This window comes from Pararhodobacter sp. (genome assembly GCF_034676075.1).
Taxonomy (GTDB): Bacteria; Pseudomonadota; Alphaproteobacteria; order Rhodobacterales; family Rhodobacteraceae; genus Pararhodobacter.
Genome location: NZ_JAUCCQ010000071.1, coordinates 1 through 18,359, shown reverse-complemented (window position 1 = coordinate 18,359; position 18,359 = coordinate 1). Strand labels below are relative to the sequence as shown.

The window sequence follows — 18,359 nt, the reverse complement described above, 5'->3', positions numbered from 1 at the left end:
CGCCGCGCCGCTGGTCGCCCGAGGCGCCCGCGACAGCGGGCAACGAGGGCGAAACCCCTCCCTTCAGGTCTCCAGCGCGCGGCCCAGCCGGGGCAGTTCCGCCTTTTTCAGCGCGTTGCGCAGCGGGCGGCCGTCGAGGCCGGGCCAGACCCGGGCAACCTCGGCTTCGACCGGCTCGCGCCCGGCGAGCCAGAGTTCCATGCAGAAATCATCGGGCGGGATGGCGCGCAGCCCGTGCGGGGCGAGGCTGCGGCGCGGGAAATCGCGCAGGTTCAGCGTGACCAGCAGCGCCGCGCCGCCTTCGATGGCGCCGGCCAGCACATGCCGGTCACCGGGGTCGGGGAGGTCGAGCCAATCTGCCTCGGCCGCCTTGACCTCGGCCCCGGGCCAGCGGGCACGCATCCGGGCCAGCGCCTCGGCCGCGCCCGGTTCGCCCTTGCGCGCCGTCGTGTGCAGCCATTCGGCCGCCACGCTTTCCGACCAGAGCGGCTGGTAGAGCCCGCGGTCGGCGAGGCCCAGCAGCAGGTCGCGCAGGATCGGCGGGTAGAGGACGCAGGTGTCGAGGAAGGCCTTAGTCAAGGCGGAAGGCGAGCGACTTCAGGTAGCCGCTTTCGGCCAGTTGGGGCAGCATCGGGTGATCGGGACCGGCAAAGCCGGTATGGATCAGCTGCCCGCGACGGCCGCCCTTGCCGATGCCGCGGGTCGAGGCGGCGCGGAATTGCGACAGATCCGCGGCATGCGAACAGGAGCAGAGCACCAGATAGCCGCCCGGCGCCACCAGCGGTGCCGCAAGCCGTGCCACGCGTTCATAGGCGCGAAGCCCCGCGTCCAGCGCTTGGCGGTGAGGCGCGAAGGCGGGCGGGTCGCAGACCACCAGGTCGAAGCGCTCGCCCTCGGATTGCAGCGCTTCCAGCGTCTCGAAGGCGTCGCCCTGGCGGCGGGCGAAGCGCTCCGCCAGGCCCATGGCGGCGGCGCCCCGTTCGGCCAGCGCCAGCGCCGGTTCCGAGCCATCGACGGCCAGCGCGCTCTCGGCCCCCGCCGCCAGCGCCGCCAGGCCGAAGCCGCCGACATGGCTGAAGACATCGAGGACCCGCCCGCCCTTTGCCAGCCGCGCGGCGAAGGCGTGGTTGTCGCGCTGGTCGTAGAAGATCCCGGTCTTCTGCCCGCCGGTCAGGTCGGCCATATAGGTGGCGCCGTTCATCCGCACCGGCACCGGGCCGTCGAGCGCGCCTTTCAGCACCAGCGTCTCGTCGGTCAGGCCTTCCAGGCTGCGGGCCCGGCCGGTGCCGTTCTTTACCACGATGCTGACCCCGGTCACCGCCTGCAGCGCCGCCACCAGCATCTCGAGATGCGCCTCGGCCCAGGCGGCATTGGGCTGGATCACCGCCGCATCGCCGAAGCGGTCGATGACCACGCCCGGGAAGCCATCGGCCTCGGCATGGACCAGCCGGTAGAAGGGTTCGGTATAGAGCCGTTCGCGCAGCGCCAGCGCATGGCTGAGCCGCGCCTCGAACCAGGCACGGTCCAGCGCCGCCCCGGTGTCGCGGTCCAGCATCCGGGCGACGATCTTCGACTTGGGATTGACGGTCACCAGCCCCATCGGCCGCCGCTCGCCATCCTCCAGCACGGCCAGCGCGCCCGGTTCCAGCGCATTGGTGCGTCGGTCGAGGACCAGCTCGTCGGCATAGACCCAGGGGAAACCGTGGCGGATGGCGCGGGCTTCGGCCTTGGGGCGCAGGCGGACAACGGGGCGGCTGAAGGGGAGCGAGGTCATCGGTCAATCCTGAGAGGGCTGCCCCACCCATAACGGCCCGGCGCCCGGGGCGGAAGGCCAAAGCGACACCGCCCCGCCCGGGAACTCCGGGGCGGGGCGGCTGCTCGGCGCGGGGCGAGGGACCCCGGCTTTCCTGTGATCGGTATCAGGCGGTGCGGGCAGCGGTGCCGCGGCCGAAGAGGCCGGCGATGCCGCGGCGCAGCGCCGCGAAGGATTCGACCAGCGCCTGGGCCTGCATGGCGCGCGCCTGGCGCTCCAGCGCGATCAGGTCAAGGTCTTCCATCTTGCTGAGTTCATAGGGATAAGCGGTCATGTCTGACATCCTTTGCTCGGGGGCGTCGTTATTCTCTGTCTGAACCCAAGTTACGCCGCGATGCAGCAATCCGCCAGTGCCGATGCGGCAAAGCCGTATTGCACGCCGTGCAAGGCTCGCAGGCTGGCCCCGGGGCCGGCGCCTGCCGCCCTTGCAGCGTTAGCGATAACGGCGTATAGGGGGCGCGAACCCCTCCCGTTTCGAACCGACGAGGCCCGCCATGCCCCTCGATGCCCGTATCCGTGACGTCACCGACCGGATCATTGAGCGCTCGCGTCCCGCGCGCGAGGCCTATCTCGCCCGGCTCGACCGGGCGGCGGCGCAGGGTCCGGCGCGGGCGCATCTGTCGTGCTCGAACGCGGCGCATGCCTATGCGGCGATGGGCGAGGACAAGGCGGCGCTGGCCGCCGACCGGCAGCCCAATCTGGGCATCGTCACCGCCTACAACGACATGCTCTCGGCCCACCAGCCGTTCGAGACCTATCCCGCCCTGATCCGCGAGGCGGCGCGGGTGGCGGGGGCGACGGCGCAGGTGGCGGGCGGCGTTCCGGCGATGTGCGACGGGGTCACGCAGGGCAGGGCGGGCATGGAGTTGTCGTTGATGTCGCGCGACACGATCGCGCTCGCCTCGGCCGTGGCCATGTCGCACGATTGCTTCGATGCCGCGCTCTGGCTCGGGGTCTGCGACAAGATCGTGCCGGGGCTGGTGATGGCGGCGGCGACCTTCGGCCATGTGCCGGCGGTCTTCGTTCCGGCGGGGCCGATGACCTCGGGCCTGCCCAACGACGAAAAGGCCAAGGTCCGTGTGGCCTTCGCCGAGGGCAAGGCCAGCCGCGCCGATCTGATGGCGTCCGAAATGGCCAGCTATCACGGGCCGGGGACCTGCACCTTCTACGGCACGGCCAATACCAACCAGATGCTGATGGAGATCATGGGCCTGATGCTGCCGGGCGCGGCTTTCGTGAACCCGGGCACCGGGCTGCGCGAGGCGCTGACCCGCGCGGCGGTGTCCCGCGCCGCGGCGATCACCCATCTGGGCAACGACTGGCGCCCGGCCGGGCGGATCCTTGATGAGCGTGCTTTCGTCAACGGGATGGTCGGGCTGATGGCGACCGGCGGCTCGACCAATTTGATCCTGCACCTGCCTGCCATGGCGAAAGCCGCCGGTATCACGCTGACGCTCGAGGATTTCGATGCCGTGGCCCGCGCCGTGCCCTTGCTCGCCAAGGTCTATCCCAACGGTCTGGCCGATGTGAACCATTTCCACGCCGCCGGGGGGCTGGCCTATCTGGTGGGGCAACTGCTCGACGCGGGCCTGTTGCACGAGGATGTCGAGACGGTGGCCGGAACCGGCCTTGCCCGCTACGCGCAGGAGCCGAAGCTCATCGACGGCGCGCTGTCCTGGGTCGAGGGGGCGGGCGAAAGCCTCAACGACCGGATCCTGCGCCCGGCCCGCGATCCCTTCGCGCCGACCGGCGGGCTTAAACAGCTCAACGGCAACCTCGGGCAGGGGGTGATCAAGGTCTCGGCCGTGAAGCCCGAGAACCATGTGATCGAGGCCCCGGCCCGGGTGTTCCACGATCAGGAGGCGGTGAAAGCCGCCTTCAAGGCGGGTGAGTTCACCGGCGATGTGGTGGTGGTGGTCCGCTTCCAGGGGCCGCGGGCCAATGGCATGCCGGAGCTGCATTCGCTGACCCCGGTGCTGTCGGTGCTGCTGGACCGCGGGCAGAAGGTGGCGCTGGTCACGGACGGTCGGATGTCGGGCGCCTCGGGCAAGGTGCCGGCGGCGATCCATGTCGCGCCCGAGGCCGCGGCGGGCGGGCCCATCGCCCGGGTGCGGGACGGCGATCTGGTGCGGCTCGACGCGGTGTCGGGGCGGCTCGAGGTGCTGGCCGAGGGTTTCGCCGAGCGCCCGGTGGTGACCGCCGATCTCAGCGCCAATGATGTCGGCGTCGGTCGCGAACTCTTCGCCCGGCTGCGCCTCGGGGCCAGCGACGCCACCGAAGGCGCCTCGATCCTGTTCTGAGCGCGGCCGCCCCGCGCCCTTCTGTCATCTTTGTTCTGAAAATATCCTCCGGAAGGGGTCCGGGGAGGGTGGAAAACCCTCCCCGGGCGGGGGCGCGTGGCAATCCGCCGGGGGGGGGGGGGGGGGGGGGGCCCCCCCCCCCCCCCCCCCCCCGCCCTCCCGGTCAGTATCCCAAAGCGCAACCATCCTTGCGCGGGTCCGAGGCGCCGACCAGAACCCCATCCTCGCGGATCTCGATGGCCTGGGCGCCGCCCAGCGGTTCGGGCGACCAGCGGGTCTTGTGGCCCATCGCCGCCAGCGCCTCGGCTACGGCGGGCGCATGGCCCGTCTCCAGCGCCAGCCCGTCCACGCCGGAAAAGAGCCCGGCAAAGGCCCGGGGGGCGTCCAGCGCCGCCTGCAGATCCATGTCGAAATCCAAGAGGTTCGACACCAGCCGGGCATGGCCGCAGGGCTGATAGGCGCCGCCCATCACCCCGAAGGGCATCGTCACCTTGCCGCCCCGGCGCAGCATCCCCGGGATGATCGTGTGCATCGGCCGCTTGCCGCCCGCCGCTTCATTGGCGTGGCCGGGTTCCAGCGTGAAGCCCGCGCCGCGGTTCTGGAACAGGATCCCGAACCGGTCCGAGGCGATGCCGGCGCCGAAATCGTGGAAGATCGAATAGATCAGCGACACGGCCATCCGGTCGCGATCCACCACCGACAGGGTGATCGTCTCCTTGTGCACCGCCTCGGTCAGCGGCGCGGGTTCGGCCATGGCGCGCCCGGGGTCGATCAGCGCCGCCAGCGCGGCCGCCGTCTCGGGCGCCAGCATATGCGCCAGCCGCGTGACGTGATCGGCGTCGGCCAGAAAGCGGTTGCGGGCGTCATAGGCCAGCCGCGTGGCCTCGGCCTCGATATGCGTGCGCTCGACGCCGAACGGGTCCATCCGCGTCAGGTCGAAATGCGACAGGATGTTCAGCAGCAGGATCGCCGTCGCGCCCTGGCCGTTCGGCGCATGTTCAATGAGTTCGACGCCCTTGTAGCTTCCGCTGACCGGCTGGCCGAGATGGCCCGCGACGGCGGCGAAATCCTCGGCCGTGTGGCTGCCGCCCTGGGCGCGGAGCGCGGCGAGCATGTCCTCGGCCACCTCGCCCTCGTAGAACCCCTTGCGCCCCTCGCGGGCGATGCGGCGCAGCACCTCGGCCTGGCCGGGCAGGGCGAAGCGCTGGCCGGTGACCGGCGCGCTGCCGCCCGGCAGATAGTGCTTTCCGGCGGCGCCTTGCAGCGGGCGGGCCTGGGCCCAGTCCAGGGCGACGCGGGGCGCGACCGGCACACCGGCCTCGAAATAGGCGATGACCGGGGCGAGGATCTGCGCCAGCTCCAGCCTGCCCCAGGTCTCGTGCATCCGGCAGAAACCATCGACCGCGCCGGGCAGGGTCACCGCCTCAATCCCGTGAACCGGGACCGCGGCGAGCCCCCGTGCGCGCATCGACGCGGCCGAAAGCCCGGCGGGCGCGCGGCCCGAGCCGTTCAGGGCATGGACACTCTCCTCGCCCGCCGGTTTCACCAGCGCAAAGAGATCGCCGCCGAGGCCGGTCATCTGCGGCTCCAGCAGCCCCTGCAGGATCGCCGCGCCGATGGCGGCATCGACGGCATTGCCCCCCTCCTGCAGAAGCCGGATCGCCAGCTGCGACGCCAGCGGATGCGAGGCGGCGACCATGCCATTGTCGGCATAGACGGCCGACCGGCCGGGTGTCTGGAAATCGCGCATCGAATCCTCCTGAGGCTTTGGCCGGCAGGATGCGGTGCGGGGCAGGGATTGAAAAGTCCCGGCTGGCGGCCCGCGCGTTGGCCGGCCCGGTCAGCAGGAACCGGGCCGGCCAGAGAATCGCTTGGGCAGCGACCGCCGACGCCGCAAACGGCGCCAGCCTGAAGGTCCGACGGGCGATTGCCTCAAGAAGGCGCGGCCGCTGATGAAATCACTCCCGCCACCGATCCGTGATCCTGGGGACCACACCCGACAGCGACAGTTCGCTGGCCTTCCTGACGCGACCCGACGGCAAAAGGATTGGATGAAAAATCCTGGGTGCTGAAACGAGTCCGACGATGACCGGATTCGTCGTTTTTGGCTTCACCCATTCGGGTTAAAACGCTCGCCAAAGCAGGAAAACTGGGGCATTCTTGACCCCCGCCTGTTCAGGGCCGTGCCGTTTGACCGTGAGGGTTTCGTGACCGCCGAGCAATCCGTTCCCGCCTTCAGCGCCGTCTCCCCCGACGCGGCCGAGGCGCTGGACCCCGGCCGCGCGCGCCTCATCGGCAGCATCTACGAGGTGGTGCTGAACCCCGAGCATTTCGACAGTTTCATGGCCGATTGGTCGGATTTCGTCGACCAGCTGGCCCGGCGGCTGGGCGAGATGCAGGTGACGGACGAACCTTCGGCCCGCACGCTCGAGGATCCGGTGATCGAGGCGCATTTCCGCCGGGCCTTCGCCCTGTTCGAGAGGATGGGGCGGGGCGAGGCGGTGCTGCCAGGGACAGGCGATGGCCGCGGGCCGCTGGTCCGGCTGGGGCGGGGCGGTGTGGTGCTGTCCTCGGGGGCCGAGGCCGAGACGCTGTTCGGCAGCCCGGTCACCGCCGAGGCGATCCGTGCCGCGCTGGAGCCCGACAGCGCCGCCCGGCTTGCCGCCTATCTCGCTGCTGCCGACCGCGCCCCGGCCTCGGGCCGGTTCACCGTCCTGTCGCTGGCCGAGGCGCCGGCCCAGGCGGCGCTGCCGGGCGGCGGGCTGGTGGCGGCGGTGACGGTCCGCGCGCCCGAGGGCGAGGGCTTCGTCACCGAGCTCAAGGCGCTGAGCGTCGGCTGGAACCCGGCGTTGTCGGGCATTCTGGTCGAGAGTTTCCGCCTGTCCCCGCGCGAGGTCGAGCTGGTGCGCGAACTGACCCGTGGCGGCGATCTGCCCGCCGTCTCGCTGCGCAGCGGGCGTTCGCTCAACACGCTGAGGGCCCAGCTGAAATCGGTCTTCGCCAAGACCCGCACCGGCGCGCAATCCGAGCTGATGCGGCTGGTCGCGGCGCTGGTGCTGCATGGCCCCGACGGTGACAGCCGCCCCGACGCCGCCCCCGCCGCCAGCGAGCAGGAGATCGTCGTCGATGTGGGCGACGGGCGGCTGATGCCGGTGCTGACCACGGGGCCCGCGGATGGCATGCCGGTGATCTTCGTGCACGGCATGCTGGAGGGGCTGGCCTCGCTCTCGCAGCTCGGGCCGGCGTTGCAGGCGGCGGGGATCCGGCTTTACGCGCCGATGCGGGCCAATTTCGGCGCCTCTTTCGCCGATCCGCGGATCCGCGAGGCGCCGGGGCTTTTCGCCCGCGACCTCGGCATCGTGCTGCAATCGCTCAACCTGCCGCGGGTGGTGCTGCTGGGGCATATGGCGGGGACGATCTATGCCTATGCGGCGGCGGGGCGGCTGGGGCGCTCGGTCGCGGGGATGGTGGGGGTGGGCGGCTGCGTGCCGATCACCTCGATCGAGCAATTCGCCGCCATGACGCCGCGCCAGCGGGCCGTGGCCTATACCGCGCGCTTCGCCCCGGCCTTGTTGCCCGCGGTGCTGCGCGCCGGGATCGCCCAGATCGATTCGAGCAGCGCCGAGAAGTTCATGATGCCGCTCTATCCGACCGGCTCGCGCGACCGCGAGGTGGTGAGCCACCCGGCCATCGCCGAGCGCATCATCGAGGGCTATCGCTATACCGTCGCGCAGGGGCAGAAGGCCTTCCAGATCGACGCCTGGCACGTGACCCGCGACTGGTCGGCGCTGGTCGCGGGCTCGGATTGCCCGCTGCATCTGATCCATGGCGAGCTGGACCCGGTGGTCAGCCTGCGCTCGGTCCGCGAATTCGCCCAGGCAAGGGCCCGCGCCCATGTCGTCGAGATCGAGGGCGAGGGCCAGCTGCTGCTCTATGCCAAGCCCGGCCCGGTGCTGGCCGAGGTCGCGGATTTCGCCCGCCGATGCCTGACAGCGCCCTGAGCCCGGCCGCCATTGCCGGACGGGCAGGGCACCCCATATAGACAGGGCAACGCGGGAAAACCCTGATGCCCTCCAGCTCTGACCTGATCATCGGCTCGTACAATGTGCACAAGGCCGTCGGCACCGACCGGCGGCGCGATCCGCATCGCACGATCGCGGTGATCCGCGAGCTGGGCGCCGATCTGGTGGCGTTGCAGGAAGTGGACCGCCGCTTCGGCGACCGCCGCGGGATCCTGGATCTGGCCGAGCTGGAGCGGACGACCGGGCTGGTGCCGGTGCCGCTGACCAGCCGCAAGGGCGCGCTGGCCCATGGCTGGCACGGCAACCTGCTGCTGTTTCGCGGCGCCGAGATCGAGGATGCGCGCGTCATCGACCTGCCGGGGCTGGAGCCGCGCGGCGCCATCGTCGCCGATCTGCGCTTCGGGAACCTGCCGATCCGGGTGATCGCCGCCCATCTGGGCTTGCTGAAGAATTCCCGCCTGCAACAGGCCCGGCGCCTGGCCGACGAGATCAGCCCCGACCGGCCGACGCTGATGATGGGCGATCTGAACGAATGGCGGCAGGGGCCGGGCTGCTCGCTGATGCCGCTGAAGACCGGGCTCGACGCAGTGACCCGCGCCGCCACCGTGGCGAGTTTCCCGGCCGGGCGCCCGATGCTGCCCCTCGACCGGATCATCGGCTGCACGCGGGCCGAGGTGCTGGACCTCTCGCCGCATGTCTCGCCGCTGGCCCGGCTGGCCTCCGACCATCTGCCGATCCGCGCCCGGCTGAGGGTCGGTGCATGAACCCATGGCTTGAAGGGGCGCTCTGGGCGCTCGGCATCCTCGTCGTGCTGGCAGTGGCGGGGCTCTGGCTGGCCGGGCGCTTTGCCAAGACGCGGCATGGCAAGGCCTCGAGCGTGCTGCCGCAGGGCTCGGATACCGACTACGACCGCCTGCTGGAGCCGCTGGAGCGCGCGCATCTCGGTCACTCGGGGATGCGGCTGGTGCCCGACGAACGCGAGGCGCTGGCCCTGCGCCTGTCGCTGGCCCGCGGCGCCGAGCGCAGCCTCGATCTGATGTATTACATCTGGGAAGACGACGTGACCGGCCGGTTGCTGGCGGGCGAGGTGCTGGCCGCCGCCGACCGCGGCGTGCGGGTGCGCATGCTGATCGACGATGTGAACCTGATCCGTCGGGTGCCGGCCTACCGGGCGCTTGACCGTCACCCCTCGATCGAGGTGCGGCTCTTCAACCCGATCCGCAACCGCGACCGCAGCCTGTTGCGCGGGCTGGAAATGGTGGTCAACCTGCTGCCCTACAACCGGCGCATGCACAACAAGATGTTCCTGGCCGACAACCGGCTGGCCATCACCGGCGGGCGCAACGTGGGCGACCCCTATTTCGGGGCGCAGCGCGGGGCGGGGATCACCTTCGACGACCTCGACGTGATCCTGGCGGGGCCGGTGCTGCGCTCGATGGGCGATCTCTTCGACGCTTTCTGGAATTCGAACGTGGCGCTGCCGGTGCGCTCTCTGCGCATCGGCCGGGCGACCCGGCTGCGCCGCTTCCGCCTCTACCTGCAGCGCTTTCTCAACGAGCCGCGCAACAGAAGTCTGATCGAGCGTTTGCGCCTGCCCCCGGCCGAGACGGCGATCGAGAGCCTGGGCATCGAGCGGCTCGACTGGATCGAGGGGATCGAGTTCATCGGCGACCCGCCGGAAAAGGCGCTGCAGCGGCGGCGCGAGGGCTGGATGCCGGGCTCGATCATGCCGGTGGTCCGCTCGGCCAAGCGCAAGCTGCGCATCATGACGCCCTATCTGGTGCCCGGCAAACGCGGCATGGCGGCGCTGATCGAGCTGGCCGAGGCCGGGGTCGAGATCGAGATCGTGACCAATGGCCTCGGCCGTTCGGACAGTGTGCTGGTCTATGGCGCCTATCGCTGGTATCGGCCGCGGCTGCTGAAGGCCGGGATCCGGCTGATCGAATACGCGCGGCCCGACCAGCCGGACACCATGCTGCACGCGAAAAGCTTCATCGTCGATGATGAGCGCGCCTTCGTCGGCTCGTTCAATTTCGACCTGCGCTCGGCCTTCCTGAACACCGAACTGGGGATCTTGTTTGACGATCCCGACCAGATCCGCCGCCTCGACGCCATCATCGACGAGGCCTGCGCGCCGGGGCAGGGCTGGCGGGTCAGCCGCGACCGGCATCTGTTGCTTTGGACCCGGGGCGAGGAACGCACCCATCGGGAGCCCGGCACCAATTGGTGGAAACGGGCGCTGACCTTCTGCATCGGCCATCTGCCGATCCACGGTTTCCTATGACCAGAAGGCCCCGTCCGCGCGCCCGGGATTGACCGGGGCGAAGGCCAGATCCGGCCGCGCCTCGGCCTCCAGCGCCTCGGCCAGCAGGGTGCGGTACTGGTGGCGGAGGATCTCGATCCCGCCGAGGCTCGCCAGATGCGGGGTCAGGTATTGCGTGTCGACCAACCGGAACCCGCCGCGGCCGAGCCGCGCCATCAGCTCGGCCAGCGCCAGTTTCGAGCCGTCGGTGACCCGGCTGACCATGCTCTCGGCAAAGAAGGCGCCGCCCAGGGCCAGCCCATAGACCCCGCCCGCCAGCGTCCCGTCAGGGCTGCGCACCTCGATGGAATGGGCAAGGCCCAGCCCGTGCAGCGCCTCGAAGACGCGGAAGATCTCGGCGTTGATCCAGGTGACGGGTCGGTCGGCGCAAGCCCGGACCACGCCGGCGAAATCGCCGTCGCAGGAGAAGCGGAAACCGCCCCGCCTGCGGCTGCGGGCCAGCGAGCGCGAGACGTGAAACCCCTCGATCGGCAGGATGCCGCGGCGCTTGGGTTCGAACCAGTGGATTTCGGAATCGGTGGCGGTCTCGGCCATGGGGAAGACCCCACCCGCATAGGCCCTGACGATCACCTCAGGCGTCAGCCGCATTCCGCCTCATCTTCGTTCTGAAAATATCCTCGGGAGGATTTTCAAGGAGGGTGGAAAACCCTCCTTGAAGCAGGGGGTGCGGGGGGCGGCAGCCCCCCGCCCTTTGCGGTCTCAGGGGACGACGGCCCCCCGCGCTTGCCTGCTCGTCTTACCCGAGCTCGTTGGCCAGGAACTTCTCCAGCCAATGAATGTCATACTTGCCCGCCAGCACGTCCGGGTTGTCCAGCAGCGCATCGAACAGCGGCACCGTGGTGTCGATCCCGTCGATGATCAGCTCGCCCAGGGCCCGCTTCAGCCGGGCCAGCGCCTCCGGCCGGTCGCGGCCGTGGACGATCAGCTTGCCGATCAGGCTGTCGTAATAGGGCGGGATCCGGTAGCCGGAATAGAGCGCCGAATCCATCCGCACGCCCAGGCCTCCGGGCGCGTGGAAGGTGTTCACCCGGCCGGGGCTGGGGGTGAAATTCGGCAGTTTCTCGGCATTGAGGCGCACCTCGATGGCATGGCCGCGGATCGTCAGATCCTCCTGCCGGAACGACAGGCGATTGCCGGCCGCGACCATGATCTGCTCGCGCACCAGATCGACGCCGAAGATCGCTTCCGTCACCGGATGTTCGACCTGAAGCCGGGTGTTCATCTCGATGAAATAGAACTCGCCGTCCTCGAACAGGAATTCCACCGTGCCCGCACCCGAATACTGCATCTTGCCGATGGCATTGGCGCAGATCGCGCCGATGCGGGCGCGCTGTTCCTCGGTGATGACCGGGCCGGGGGCCTCTTCCAGCACCTTCTGGTGGCGGCGCTGCAGCGAGCAGTCGCGCTCGCCCAGATGCACCGCGCCGCCCTTGCCGTCACCGAAGACCTGGATCTCGATATGGCGCGGCTTCTGGAGGTATTTCTCGATATAGACTTCGTCGTTGCCGAAGGCCGCCTTGGCCTCGGACCGCGCGGTGCGGAAGGCGATCTCCAGCTCCGCTTCCGACTTCGCCACCTTCATGCCCCGGCCGCCACCACCGGCGGTGGCCTTGATGATGACGGGATAGCCCATGTCGCCCGCCGTCTTCTTGGCGGTCTCCATGTCCGGCACGCCACCGGGCGAGCCCGGGACCACGGGGATCCCCAGCGCCTTGGCGGTGTCCTTGGCGGTGATCTTGTCGCCCATCTGCCGGATGTGTTCCGCGCGCGGGCCGATGAAGGTCAAGTCGTGATCCTCGACCATCTGCACGAAATTGGCGTTTTCCGACAGGAAGCCATAGCCCGGGTGGATCGCCTGGGCGCCGGTGATCTCGCAGGCCGAGATGATCGCCGCCATGTGCAGATAGCTGTCGACCGAGGGGGCGGGGCCGATGCAGATCGCCTCGTCGGCCATGCGCACATGCATGGCGTCGGCATCGGCGGTCGAATGCACGGCAACCGACTGGATGCCCATCTCGCGGCAGGCGCGGATGACGCGCAGCGCGATCTCGCCCCGGTTCGCGATGAGGATTTTGTCGAACATTGCCAGGGCCTTATTCGATGATCATCAGGGGCGCGCCGTATTCAACGGGCGTGCCATCGGTCACCAGGATGCGCTTGACCACGCCCGAGGCCGGGGCCGGAATGTGGTTCATGGTCTTCATCGCCTCGATGATCAGCACGGTCTGCCCGGCGCTGACCTGCTGGCCGACGGCGACGAAGGGATCGGCGCCCGGTTCGGCCGCGAGATAGGCCGTGCCCACCATCGGCGAGGAGACGGCGCCGGGATGGTCGGCGGGATCAGCCGAGGCCGGAGCGGCGGCAGCTGCCGCCGGGGCCGAGGGCGCGGCCGCGGGCGCCGCGGCCGGGGCCGCGTAGCTGACCGGCGCCGCCTGGACGATCTGCGATTGCTTGGCAACCTTGACGTTCAGCGTGTCATTCTCGCCGTATTCGCGCTTGACCGAGATCTCGGTCAGCTCGTTCTGGTTCAGAAGTTCCGCCAATGCCTTGATGAAGGCGACGTCGGAGGTGATGTGATCTTTGCTCATGGACATCCTCGTTGCGGCGGGTGCTGTCCCGGCCTGCGATGTTGTCTGACGCGTCCCGCGTTGTGCCGCGGGGTTATACGTCAGGCCCCGTCGCGTGAAAAGTGCCATTCTCCCCGTCGGGGATTCCATCGGCGCGCGCGGGGGCGGGCGGCGGCGCTTGCGTGCCGGTCGGCCGCATGGTGTAACAGCGGGATCGAGGAGGCAAGGGCCATGCCCAGACCCGCACCCAGACCCGCCTTGTCCGGCACGCGCATCCGCGCCCTGCGCACCGCGCGGCGGCTGGGGCAGGCGGATCTGGCGCGGATGGCCGGGGTCTCGCCCTCGTATCTGAACCTCATAGAACACAACCGCCGCAGGGCTTCGGCCCCGGTGCTGGAGGCCATCGCCAAGGCCCTGCAGATCCCGGCCGAGGCGCTGGACGAACGGGCGGGCGACGCGCAGATCCAGGTCCTGCGCACTGCCGCGGCCCGGGCCCAGCCCGGCACCGAGCCCGAGGTCGACCGCGCCGACGAACTGGTCGGCCGCTTCCCCGGCTGGGCGGCGCTGCTGGCGCAATTGCAGACTCTGGCCGAGGCGCAGGAGCGGATCATCGAGCGTCTGTCCGACCGGATGGCGCATGACCCGAATCTCTCGGCCTCGCTGCACGAGATCGTCTCGGCGGTGACTTCGGTGCAATCCACCGCAGCGATTCTGGCCGAATCCGAGGATCTGGAGCCCGAGTGGCGGGCGCTGTTCCACCGCAACGTTCACGATGATTCCGTGCGGCTGGCCAATGCCGCCGAGGCGCTGGTTGCCTTCCTCGACACGTCGAGCGAAGAAACCGGCCTCGCCGCCCCGCAGGAGGAGCTGGAAAGCTGGCTGGAGCGGCAGGGCTTCCACGTCGCCGCGGTCGAAGCGGGCGGCGATTGGGCGGCGCTGATCGCCGGGCAGGCGGAACTCGCCTCGGCCGCGGCGCGCAGTCTGGCCGAGGATTGGCTGGCCCGCGCCCATGAGGATGCCCGCGCCCTGCCGCTGGGGCGGCTGATGCCGGTGCTGGTGCGGGTCTTCACCGCCGGGGCCGGATTCGCGCCCGAGGAACTGGCGCGGCATTTCGGCGTCGGGCTGGCGCAGCTCTTCCGGCGGCTGGCGACGCTGCCGCCCGAGCCGGGGATCCCGCGCTTCGGGCTGGCGATCTGCGACGGGTCGGGCACGCTGACCTTCCGGCGGCCGATCGAGGGCTTCCAGCTGCCCCGCTTTGGCGGCGCCTGTCCGCTCTGGCCGCTGTACGAGGCGCTGTTGCGACCCGACCGCCCGGTGCGCGCGCCGGTGGAATTCGCCGGCCGCCCGCCGGGGCGGTTCGTGGCCCATGCGGTGGCAGGCGCCCGCGACCCGCTGCGGTTCGAGCCGCCCTTTGTCTGGGAGGCCAGCATGCTGGTCACCCCCGCCTCGGTTGCCGGGGATGCGGGCGAGGGCGAGGCGGTGCGGGCGCTGGGATCGAGCTGCCGGGTCTGCCCGCGCGAGTTCTGCCCGGGGCGGCGCGAACCCTCGATCGTCTCGGGCTGACGGGCGGGGGCGCCGCCTCACGCAGGCTTTGACAGCTTTGTGAATTGCCGCGATAGTTTCCGGGGCAGGCCGGCCGGGAGGGACGCGCCGCCCGGGTGGACCACCGGGGAGGACCATCGCATGAGCCACGACGGGGCCGAAGCCTCGGGGGGCGGCGGCACGGCGTCGATGGCGCCGCTGCCGGGCAGGCGTGGCGTCGGACGCCGCGTGCTGGTGGTCGAGGACGAGCCCAATATCTCGGAAGCGATCCGTTTCATCCTGCGCCGTGACGGCTGGGAGGTGGCCATTGAGGCCACCGGCACCGGCGCGCTGGCCCGCATCCGGGCCGAGGTGCCGGATCTGGTCATCCTGGACGTGATGCTGCCCGGCGCCAGCGGCTTCGACATCCTGCGCGCCCTGCGCGGCCAGCCGGGCACGGCGCCCCTGCCGGTGATCCTGCTGACCGCCAAGGGCTCTGCCCAGGTGCGCGAGCAGGCGATGGCGGCGGGGGCCTCGATGTTCATCGCCAAACCCTTTGCCAATGCCGAATTGCTGGCTGCGGTGCGCCAGCTGGTCGGTGTATGATCGGCGCATGAAGCCGCCCCGCGCCCCCCTGTTCCTGCAACGCGAGACCTATCGCCGCCGCCGCATCATGGATGCCGCGCGCATCCTGCCGGTGGTGGGTTTCGTGCTGATCCTGCTGCCGGTGCTCTGGACGCGGGGCCGGGCGCTGAGCACCGCGGCGGAAGCGGTCTATCTGTTCGTCCTCTGGCTGGTGCTGGTGCTGGCGGCGGCGGCGCTGTCGCGGCCCCTGCGCGCGGCACTGAAGCGCGATGCCGAGGCGGCCGAGCGGCGCAGCAGCCCCGCCCCCGATGAGGGCGCGCCATGACCCTGAATATCCTGGTCCCGGCGGCGCTGGCCTATGTGATCTTCCTGTTCACCATCGCCTCGCTGGCCGAACGCCGGGCCGAGGCGCTGCGGGCCAGCGGGCGGCAGGCCCGTTTCCTGCGCTCGCCCCTGGTCTATACGCTGTCGCTGTCGGTCTATTGCACGGCCTGGACCTTCTACGGTGCAGTCGGCTACGCGGCGCGCTCGGGCCTTGAATTCATGACCATCTACCTTGGCCCGACGCTGGTCTTCGTCGGCTGGTGGTGGCTTCTGAGAAAGCTGGTGCGGATCGGCAAGGCGCAGCGCGTGACCTCCATCGCCGACCTGATCTCGTCGCGCTATGGCAAGTCGAACGCGGTCGGCGTCATCGTCACGGTGATCGCGGTCATCGCCACCACGCCCTATATCGCCCTGCAGCTGCAATCCATCGCGCTCAGCTTCGGCGCCTTCACCGCGGGCGAGACGCTGGCGCCGCAGCAGCTGGCGATGTGGGTGGCGGTGGGGCTGGCGTTGTTCACCATCCTCTTCGGCACCCGAAACCTCGATTCCAACGAGCAGCACCACGGCGTCGTCACGGCCATCGCGGTCGAGGCGGTGGTCAAGCTGGTGGCCTTGCTGGCAGTGGGGATCTGGGTGGTCTGGGGGCTGGCCGAGGGGCCATCCGACATGCTGGCCCGCATCGCCCTGGCCGAGCGGCCGGAATGGGCCATCGAGCCCGGGCGCTGGATGGGGCTGACCTTTCTGGCCGGCGTGGCGATCCTGACCCTGCCGCGCATGTTCCAGGTGATGGTGGTCGAGAACGCCGACGAGAGCCACCTTGCCGTCGCCTCCTGGGCCTTTCCTCTCTATCTGATGGCGATGAGCCTCTTCGTGCTGCCGATTGCTGCGGCGGGGCTGATGCTGCTTCCGGAAGGGTCCAATCCCGACCTTTTCGTGCTGACCCTGCCGCATGCGCTGGGGCAGAACGGGCTGGCGATGCTGGCCTTCCTGGGGGGATTTTCCGCCGCCACCTCGATGGTGATCATCGCCGCGATCGCGCTGGCGACGATGGTGTCGAACCATATCGTCGTGCCGATGTGGCTGGCGTCCCGCCAGCGCGCTGCCGACCGGGGGCTGGCGCCCGCGCGCGACGCCAGCGACATGCGCGGCCTCGTGCTGAACGCGCGCCGTCTGTCCATCGGCGTGATCCTGGGGCTGGGTTACCTTTATTTCGCCATCTCGGGCGGATCACGGGCGCTGGCCGCCATCGGCCTCATCTCCTTTGCCGGGATGGCGCAAGTGCTGCCCGCGCTGATCGGCGCGCTCTATTGGCGGGGCGCCAGCCGGATCGGCGCCGCGGCGGGGCTGGTGGTGGGCGGGCTTGCCTGGCTCTACACGCTGTTCCTGCCGTCCTTCGGGCCGGGCGTCATCCTCGGCGCCGAGCTGATGGCGCAGGGTCCCTTGGGCATCGGCTGGCTCAGGCCGCATGCGCTCTTCGGGGTCGAGGGGCTGGACCCGCTGCTGCACGCGCTCTTCTGGTCGCTGGCGCTCAACGCCACCGCCTTTATCATCGGCTCGCTGCTGAGTTTCCCCAGCCCGGTGGAGCGCGTGCAATCGGCGCAATTCGTCAATGTCTACGACATCGGCCAGGGCGACGAGAGCCCCGGCGCCCGCGGCTGGTCGCGCGAGGCGGCCGAGAACGAGGCCGAGGATCTGCTGGCCATGTCCCAGCGCATTTTGGGTGCGGCCGAGGCGCAGAGCTTCTTCGAGGCCCAGACCCGCGCCCAGGGCAAGGCGGGGTTCCTGCCCGATCCGACGCCCGATTTCCTCGACAAGCTGGAACGCGAGCTGGCGGGATCGGTCGGCGCCGCCACCGCGCATGCGATGATCGCCCAGATCGTCGGCGGGCGGCTGGTGACGGTGGACGACCTGATGGCCGTGGCGTCGGAAACGGCGATGATCATGGAGCATTCCGCCCAGCTCGAGGCGAAATCCGAGGAACTGGCCCGCACCGCCCGCCAGCTGCGCGAGGCCAATGAACTCCTGCAGAAACTCTCGGTGCAGAAGGACAGTTTCCTCAGCCAGATCAGCCATGAACTTCGGACGCCGATGACCTCGATCCGGGCCTTTTCCGAGATCTTGATGGATGACGAGGTGACGGGCGACGAGATCACCCGCTACGCCCGCATCATCCACGACGAATCGATCCGGCTGACCCGGTTGCTCGATGACCTGCTGGACCTGAGCGTGCTGGAGAACGGGCAGGTCAATCTCGACATCCAGCGGGCCATGCTGGGCGATCTGATCGACCGGGCGCTGATGGCCTCGAATTCGGTGCTGCCACACCGCCATTTCACCCTGCGCCGCCAGAGCGCGGACGAGGAGATTGCGCTTGTCACCGATATCGGCCGACTGACGCAGGTCTTCATCAATGTGGTGTCGAACGCCCGGAAATATTGCGACGCGACGGCGCCGGAACTGCGCATCGCCGTGCGCCAGCGCGGCGGCAAGGTGGTGGTCGATTTCATCGACAACGGCTCGGGCATCCCGAAGAAGAGCCAGATGCTGATCTTCGAGAAATTCGCCCGGCTGACCGATACCCATCAGGCCGGTGGGGCGGGCCTCGGCCTCGCCATCTGCCGGGAGATCATGCACAACCTCGGCGGCGATATCGCCTATCTGCCGGGCCAGGGAGGCGCCGCCTTCCGCGTGAGCTTCCCGGCGCGGCTGGAGGCCCGGGCGCGCGCGGCCGAGTAGGGTCTGGGCTGGTCGGAAGGAGGCGGGGGGCCTGGTCCGGCCGCGCCACGGGCGCGGCGTTCGCGGCTGAAACGCGCCACTGGCGCGTTTCCGAGACGCCGCTCACCCCCGCACCCCCCGCCAAAGGGGGTTTTCCACCCCCTTTGGAAACCCCCGAGGATATTTAGA

15 protein-coding genes are annotated in these 18,359 nt (G+C 69.9%); 8 read left to right on the top strand and 7 right to left on the bottom strand.

All coding sequences use genetic code 11. The annotated features are described in order from the left end of the window. Positions 1 to 63: 63 nt before the first annotated feature. From VDQ18_RS16140 to VDQ18_RS16130, 3 genes are all read right to left on the bottom strand, one after another. Positions 64 to 579, bottom strand: coding sequence for an RSP_2648 family PIN domain-containing protein (locus tag VDQ18_RS16140; RefSeq protein WP_323021942.1), 516 nt, complete (start codon positions 577 to 579; stop codon positions 64 to 66). Then, a complete protein-coding gene (locus VDQ18_RS16135; RefSeq protein ID WP_323021941.1) occupies positions 572 to 1,774 on the bottom strand; it encodes an RSP_2647 family RNA methyltransferase in 1,203 nt (400 codons plus the stop codon). Before VDQ18_RS16135 ends, VDQ18_RS16140 begins: the two co-directional genes overlap by 8 nt. 145 nt (positions 1,775 to 1,919) lie before the next feature. After that, entirely contained in the window at positions 1,920 to 2,087 is a 168-nt protein-coding gene (locus VDQ18_RS16130; RefSeq protein ID WP_157958043.1) for an RSP_7527 family protein, read from the bottom strand. Between the two features lie 220 nt (positions 2,088 to 2,307). Between VDQ18_RS16130 and edd the strand changes: the two genes are divergently transcribed. Further along, positions 2,308 to 4,113, top strand: a complete 1,806-nt coding sequence (gene edd / locus VDQ18_RS16125) for a phosphogluconate dehydratase (protein ID WP_323021940.1) — start codon at positions 2,308 to 2,310, stop codon at positions 4,111 to 4,113. Positions 4,114 to 4,276: 163 nt separating this feature from the next. Here the strand turns inward: edd and VDQ18_RS16120 are convergent, their stop codons facing one another. After that, a complete protein-coding gene (locus VDQ18_RS16120; protein WP_323021939.1) occupies positions 4,277 to 5,863 on the bottom strand; it encodes a gamma-glutamyltransferase family protein in 1,587 nt (528 codons plus the stop codon). A 457-nt stretch (positions 5,864 to 6,320) separates the two neighbouring features. On the opposite strand from VDQ18_RS16120, the gene VDQ18_RS16115 reads away from it, so the two are divergent. The 3 genes from VDQ18_RS16115 (at position 6,321) to VDQ18_RS16105 (ending at position 10,419) form a co-directional block, all read left to right on the top strand. Then, entirely contained in the window at positions 6,321 to 8,114 is a 1,794-nt protein-coding gene (locus tag VDQ18_RS16115; protein ID WP_323021938.1) for an alpha/beta fold hydrolase, read from the top strand. 65 nt (positions 8,115 to 8,179) lie between these two features. Then, complete coding sequence (locus tag VDQ18_RS16110; RefSeq protein WP_323021937.1) at positions 8,180 to 8,899, top strand: endonuclease/exonuclease/phosphatase family protein; 720 nt, start codon at positions 8,180 to 8,182, stop codon at positions 8,897 to 8,899. After that, on the top strand, positions 8,896 to 10,419 hold the full coding sequence (locus VDQ18_RS16105) for a phosphatidylserine/phosphatidylglycerophosphate/cardiolipin synthase family protein (protein ID WP_323021936.1): 1,524 nt from the start codon (positions 8,896 to 8,898) through the stop codon (positions 10,417 to 10,419). Before VDQ18_RS16110 ends, VDQ18_RS16105 begins: the two co-directional genes overlap by 4 nt. Here VDQ18_RS16105 and aat read toward each other — a convergent pair. From aat to accB, 3 genes are all read right to left on the bottom strand, one after another. Continuing rightward, positions 10,414 to 11,046, bottom strand: coding sequence for a leucyl/phenylalanyl-tRNA--protein transferase (gene aat / locus VDQ18_RS16100; protein WP_323021935.1), 633 nt, complete (start codon positions 11,044 to 11,046; stop codon positions 10,414 to 10,416). The genes VDQ18_RS16105 and aat overlap by 6 nt on opposite strands. A 148-nt stretch (positions 11,047 to 11,194) precedes the next feature. Beyond that, complete coding sequence (gene accC / locus VDQ18_RS16095) at positions 11,195 to 12,541, bottom strand: acetyl-CoA carboxylase biotin carboxylase subunit (RefSeq protein ID WP_323021934.1); 1,347 nt, start codon at positions 12,539 to 12,541, stop codon at positions 11,195 to 11,197. A 10-nt stretch (positions 12,542 to 12,551) separates the two neighbouring features. After that, positions 12,552 to 13,046, bottom strand: a complete 495-nt coding sequence (accB, locus tag VDQ18_RS16090) for an acetyl-CoA carboxylase biotin carboxyl carrier protein (RefSeq protein WP_323021933.1) — start codon at positions 13,044 to 13,046, stop codon at positions 12,552 to 12,554. A 210-nt stretch (positions 13,047 to 13,256) separates the two neighbouring features. Here accB and VDQ18_RS16085 point away from each other — a divergent pair, with 210 nt between their 5' ends. The 4 genes from VDQ18_RS16085 to VDQ18_RS16070 all read left to right on the top strand — a co-directional run bounded on the left by VDQ18_RS16085 (position 13,257) and on the right by VDQ18_RS16070 (position 18,191). Then, positions 13,257 to 14,588, top strand: coding sequence for a helix-turn-helix domain-containing protein (locus VDQ18_RS16085; RefSeq protein ID WP_323021932.1), 1,332 nt, complete (start codon positions 13,257 to 13,259; stop codon positions 14,586 to 14,588). A 120-nt stretch (positions 14,589 to 14,708) separates the two neighbouring features. Beyond that, positions 14,709 to 15,152 (top strand): response regulator transcription factor, encoded by a 444-nt coding sequence (locus VDQ18_RS16080; protein WP_323021931.1) that lies wholly within the window; start codon positions 14,709 to 14,711, stop codon positions 15,150 to 15,152. 7 nt (positions 15,153 to 15,159) lie between these two features. Next, complete coding sequence (locus VDQ18_RS16075) at positions 15,160 to 15,456, top strand: DUF6611 family protein (protein WP_323021930.1); 297 nt, start codon at positions 15,160 to 15,162, stop codon at positions 15,454 to 15,456. Next, positions 15,453 to 18,191, top strand: a complete 2,739-nt coding sequence (locus VDQ18_RS16070) for an ATP-binding protein (protein WP_323021929.1) — start codon at positions 15,453 to 15,455, stop codon at positions 18,189 to 18,191. The genes VDQ18_RS16075 and VDQ18_RS16070 overlap by 4 nt, the downstream gene beginning before the upstream one ends. Positions 18,192 to 18,359: the final 168 nt, after the last annotated feature.

Excerpts from the sequence above, each read along its gene's own strand:
- VDQ18_RS16135 (WP_323021941.1), bottom strand. The coding sequence starts at position 1,774 with ATGACCTCGCTCCCCTTCAGCCGCCCCGTTGTCCGCCTGCGCCCCAAG.
- VDQ18_RS16130 (WP_157958043.1), bottom strand. The coding sequence starts at position 2,087 with ATGACCGCTTATCCCTATGAACTCAGCAAGATGGAAGACCTTGACCTG.
- edd (WP_323021940.1), top strand. The coding sequence starts at position 2,308 with ATGCCCCTCGATGCCCGTATCCGTGACGTCACCGACCGGATCATTGAG.
- VDQ18_RS16120 (WP_323021939.1), bottom strand. The coding sequence starts at position 5,863 with ATGCGCGATTTCCAGACACCCGGCCGGTCGGCCGTCTATGCCGACAAT.
- VDQ18_RS16110 (WP_323021937.1), top strand. The coding sequence starts at position 8,180 with ATGCCCTCCAGCTCTGACCTGATCATCGGCTCGTACAATGTGCACAAG.
- VDQ18_RS16105 (WP_323021936.1), top strand. The coding sequence starts at position 8,896 with ATGAACCCATGGCTTGAAGGGGCGCTCTGGGCGCTCGGCATCCTCGTC.
- aat (WP_323021935.1), bottom strand. The coding sequence starts at position 11,046 with ATGCGGCTGACGCCTGAGGTGATCGTCAGGGCCTATGCGGGTGGGGTC.
- accC (WP_323021934.1), bottom strand. The coding sequence starts at position 12,541 with ATGTTCGACAAAATCCTCATCGCGAACCGGGGCGAGATCGCGCTGCGC.
- accB (WP_323021933.1), bottom strand. The coding sequence starts at position 13,046 with ATGAGCAAAGATCACATCACCTCCGACGTCGCCTTCATCAAGGCATTG.
- VDQ18_RS16085 (WP_323021932.1), top strand. The coding sequence starts at position 13,257 with ATGCCCAGACCCGCACCCAGACCCGCCTTGTCCGGCACGCGCATCCGC.
- VDQ18_RS16080 (WP_323021931.1), top strand. The coding sequence starts at position 14,709 with ATGAGCCACGACGGGGCCGAAGCCTCGGGGGGCGGCGGCACGGCGTCG.
- VDQ18_RS16075 (WP_323021930.1), top strand. The coding sequence starts at position 15,160 with ATGAAGCCGCCCCGCGCCCCCCTGTTCCTGCAACGCGAGACCTATCGC.
- VDQ18_RS16070 (WP_323021929.1), top strand. The coding sequence starts at position 15,453 with ATGACCCTGAATATCCTGGTCCCGGCGGCGCTGGCCTATGTGATCTTC.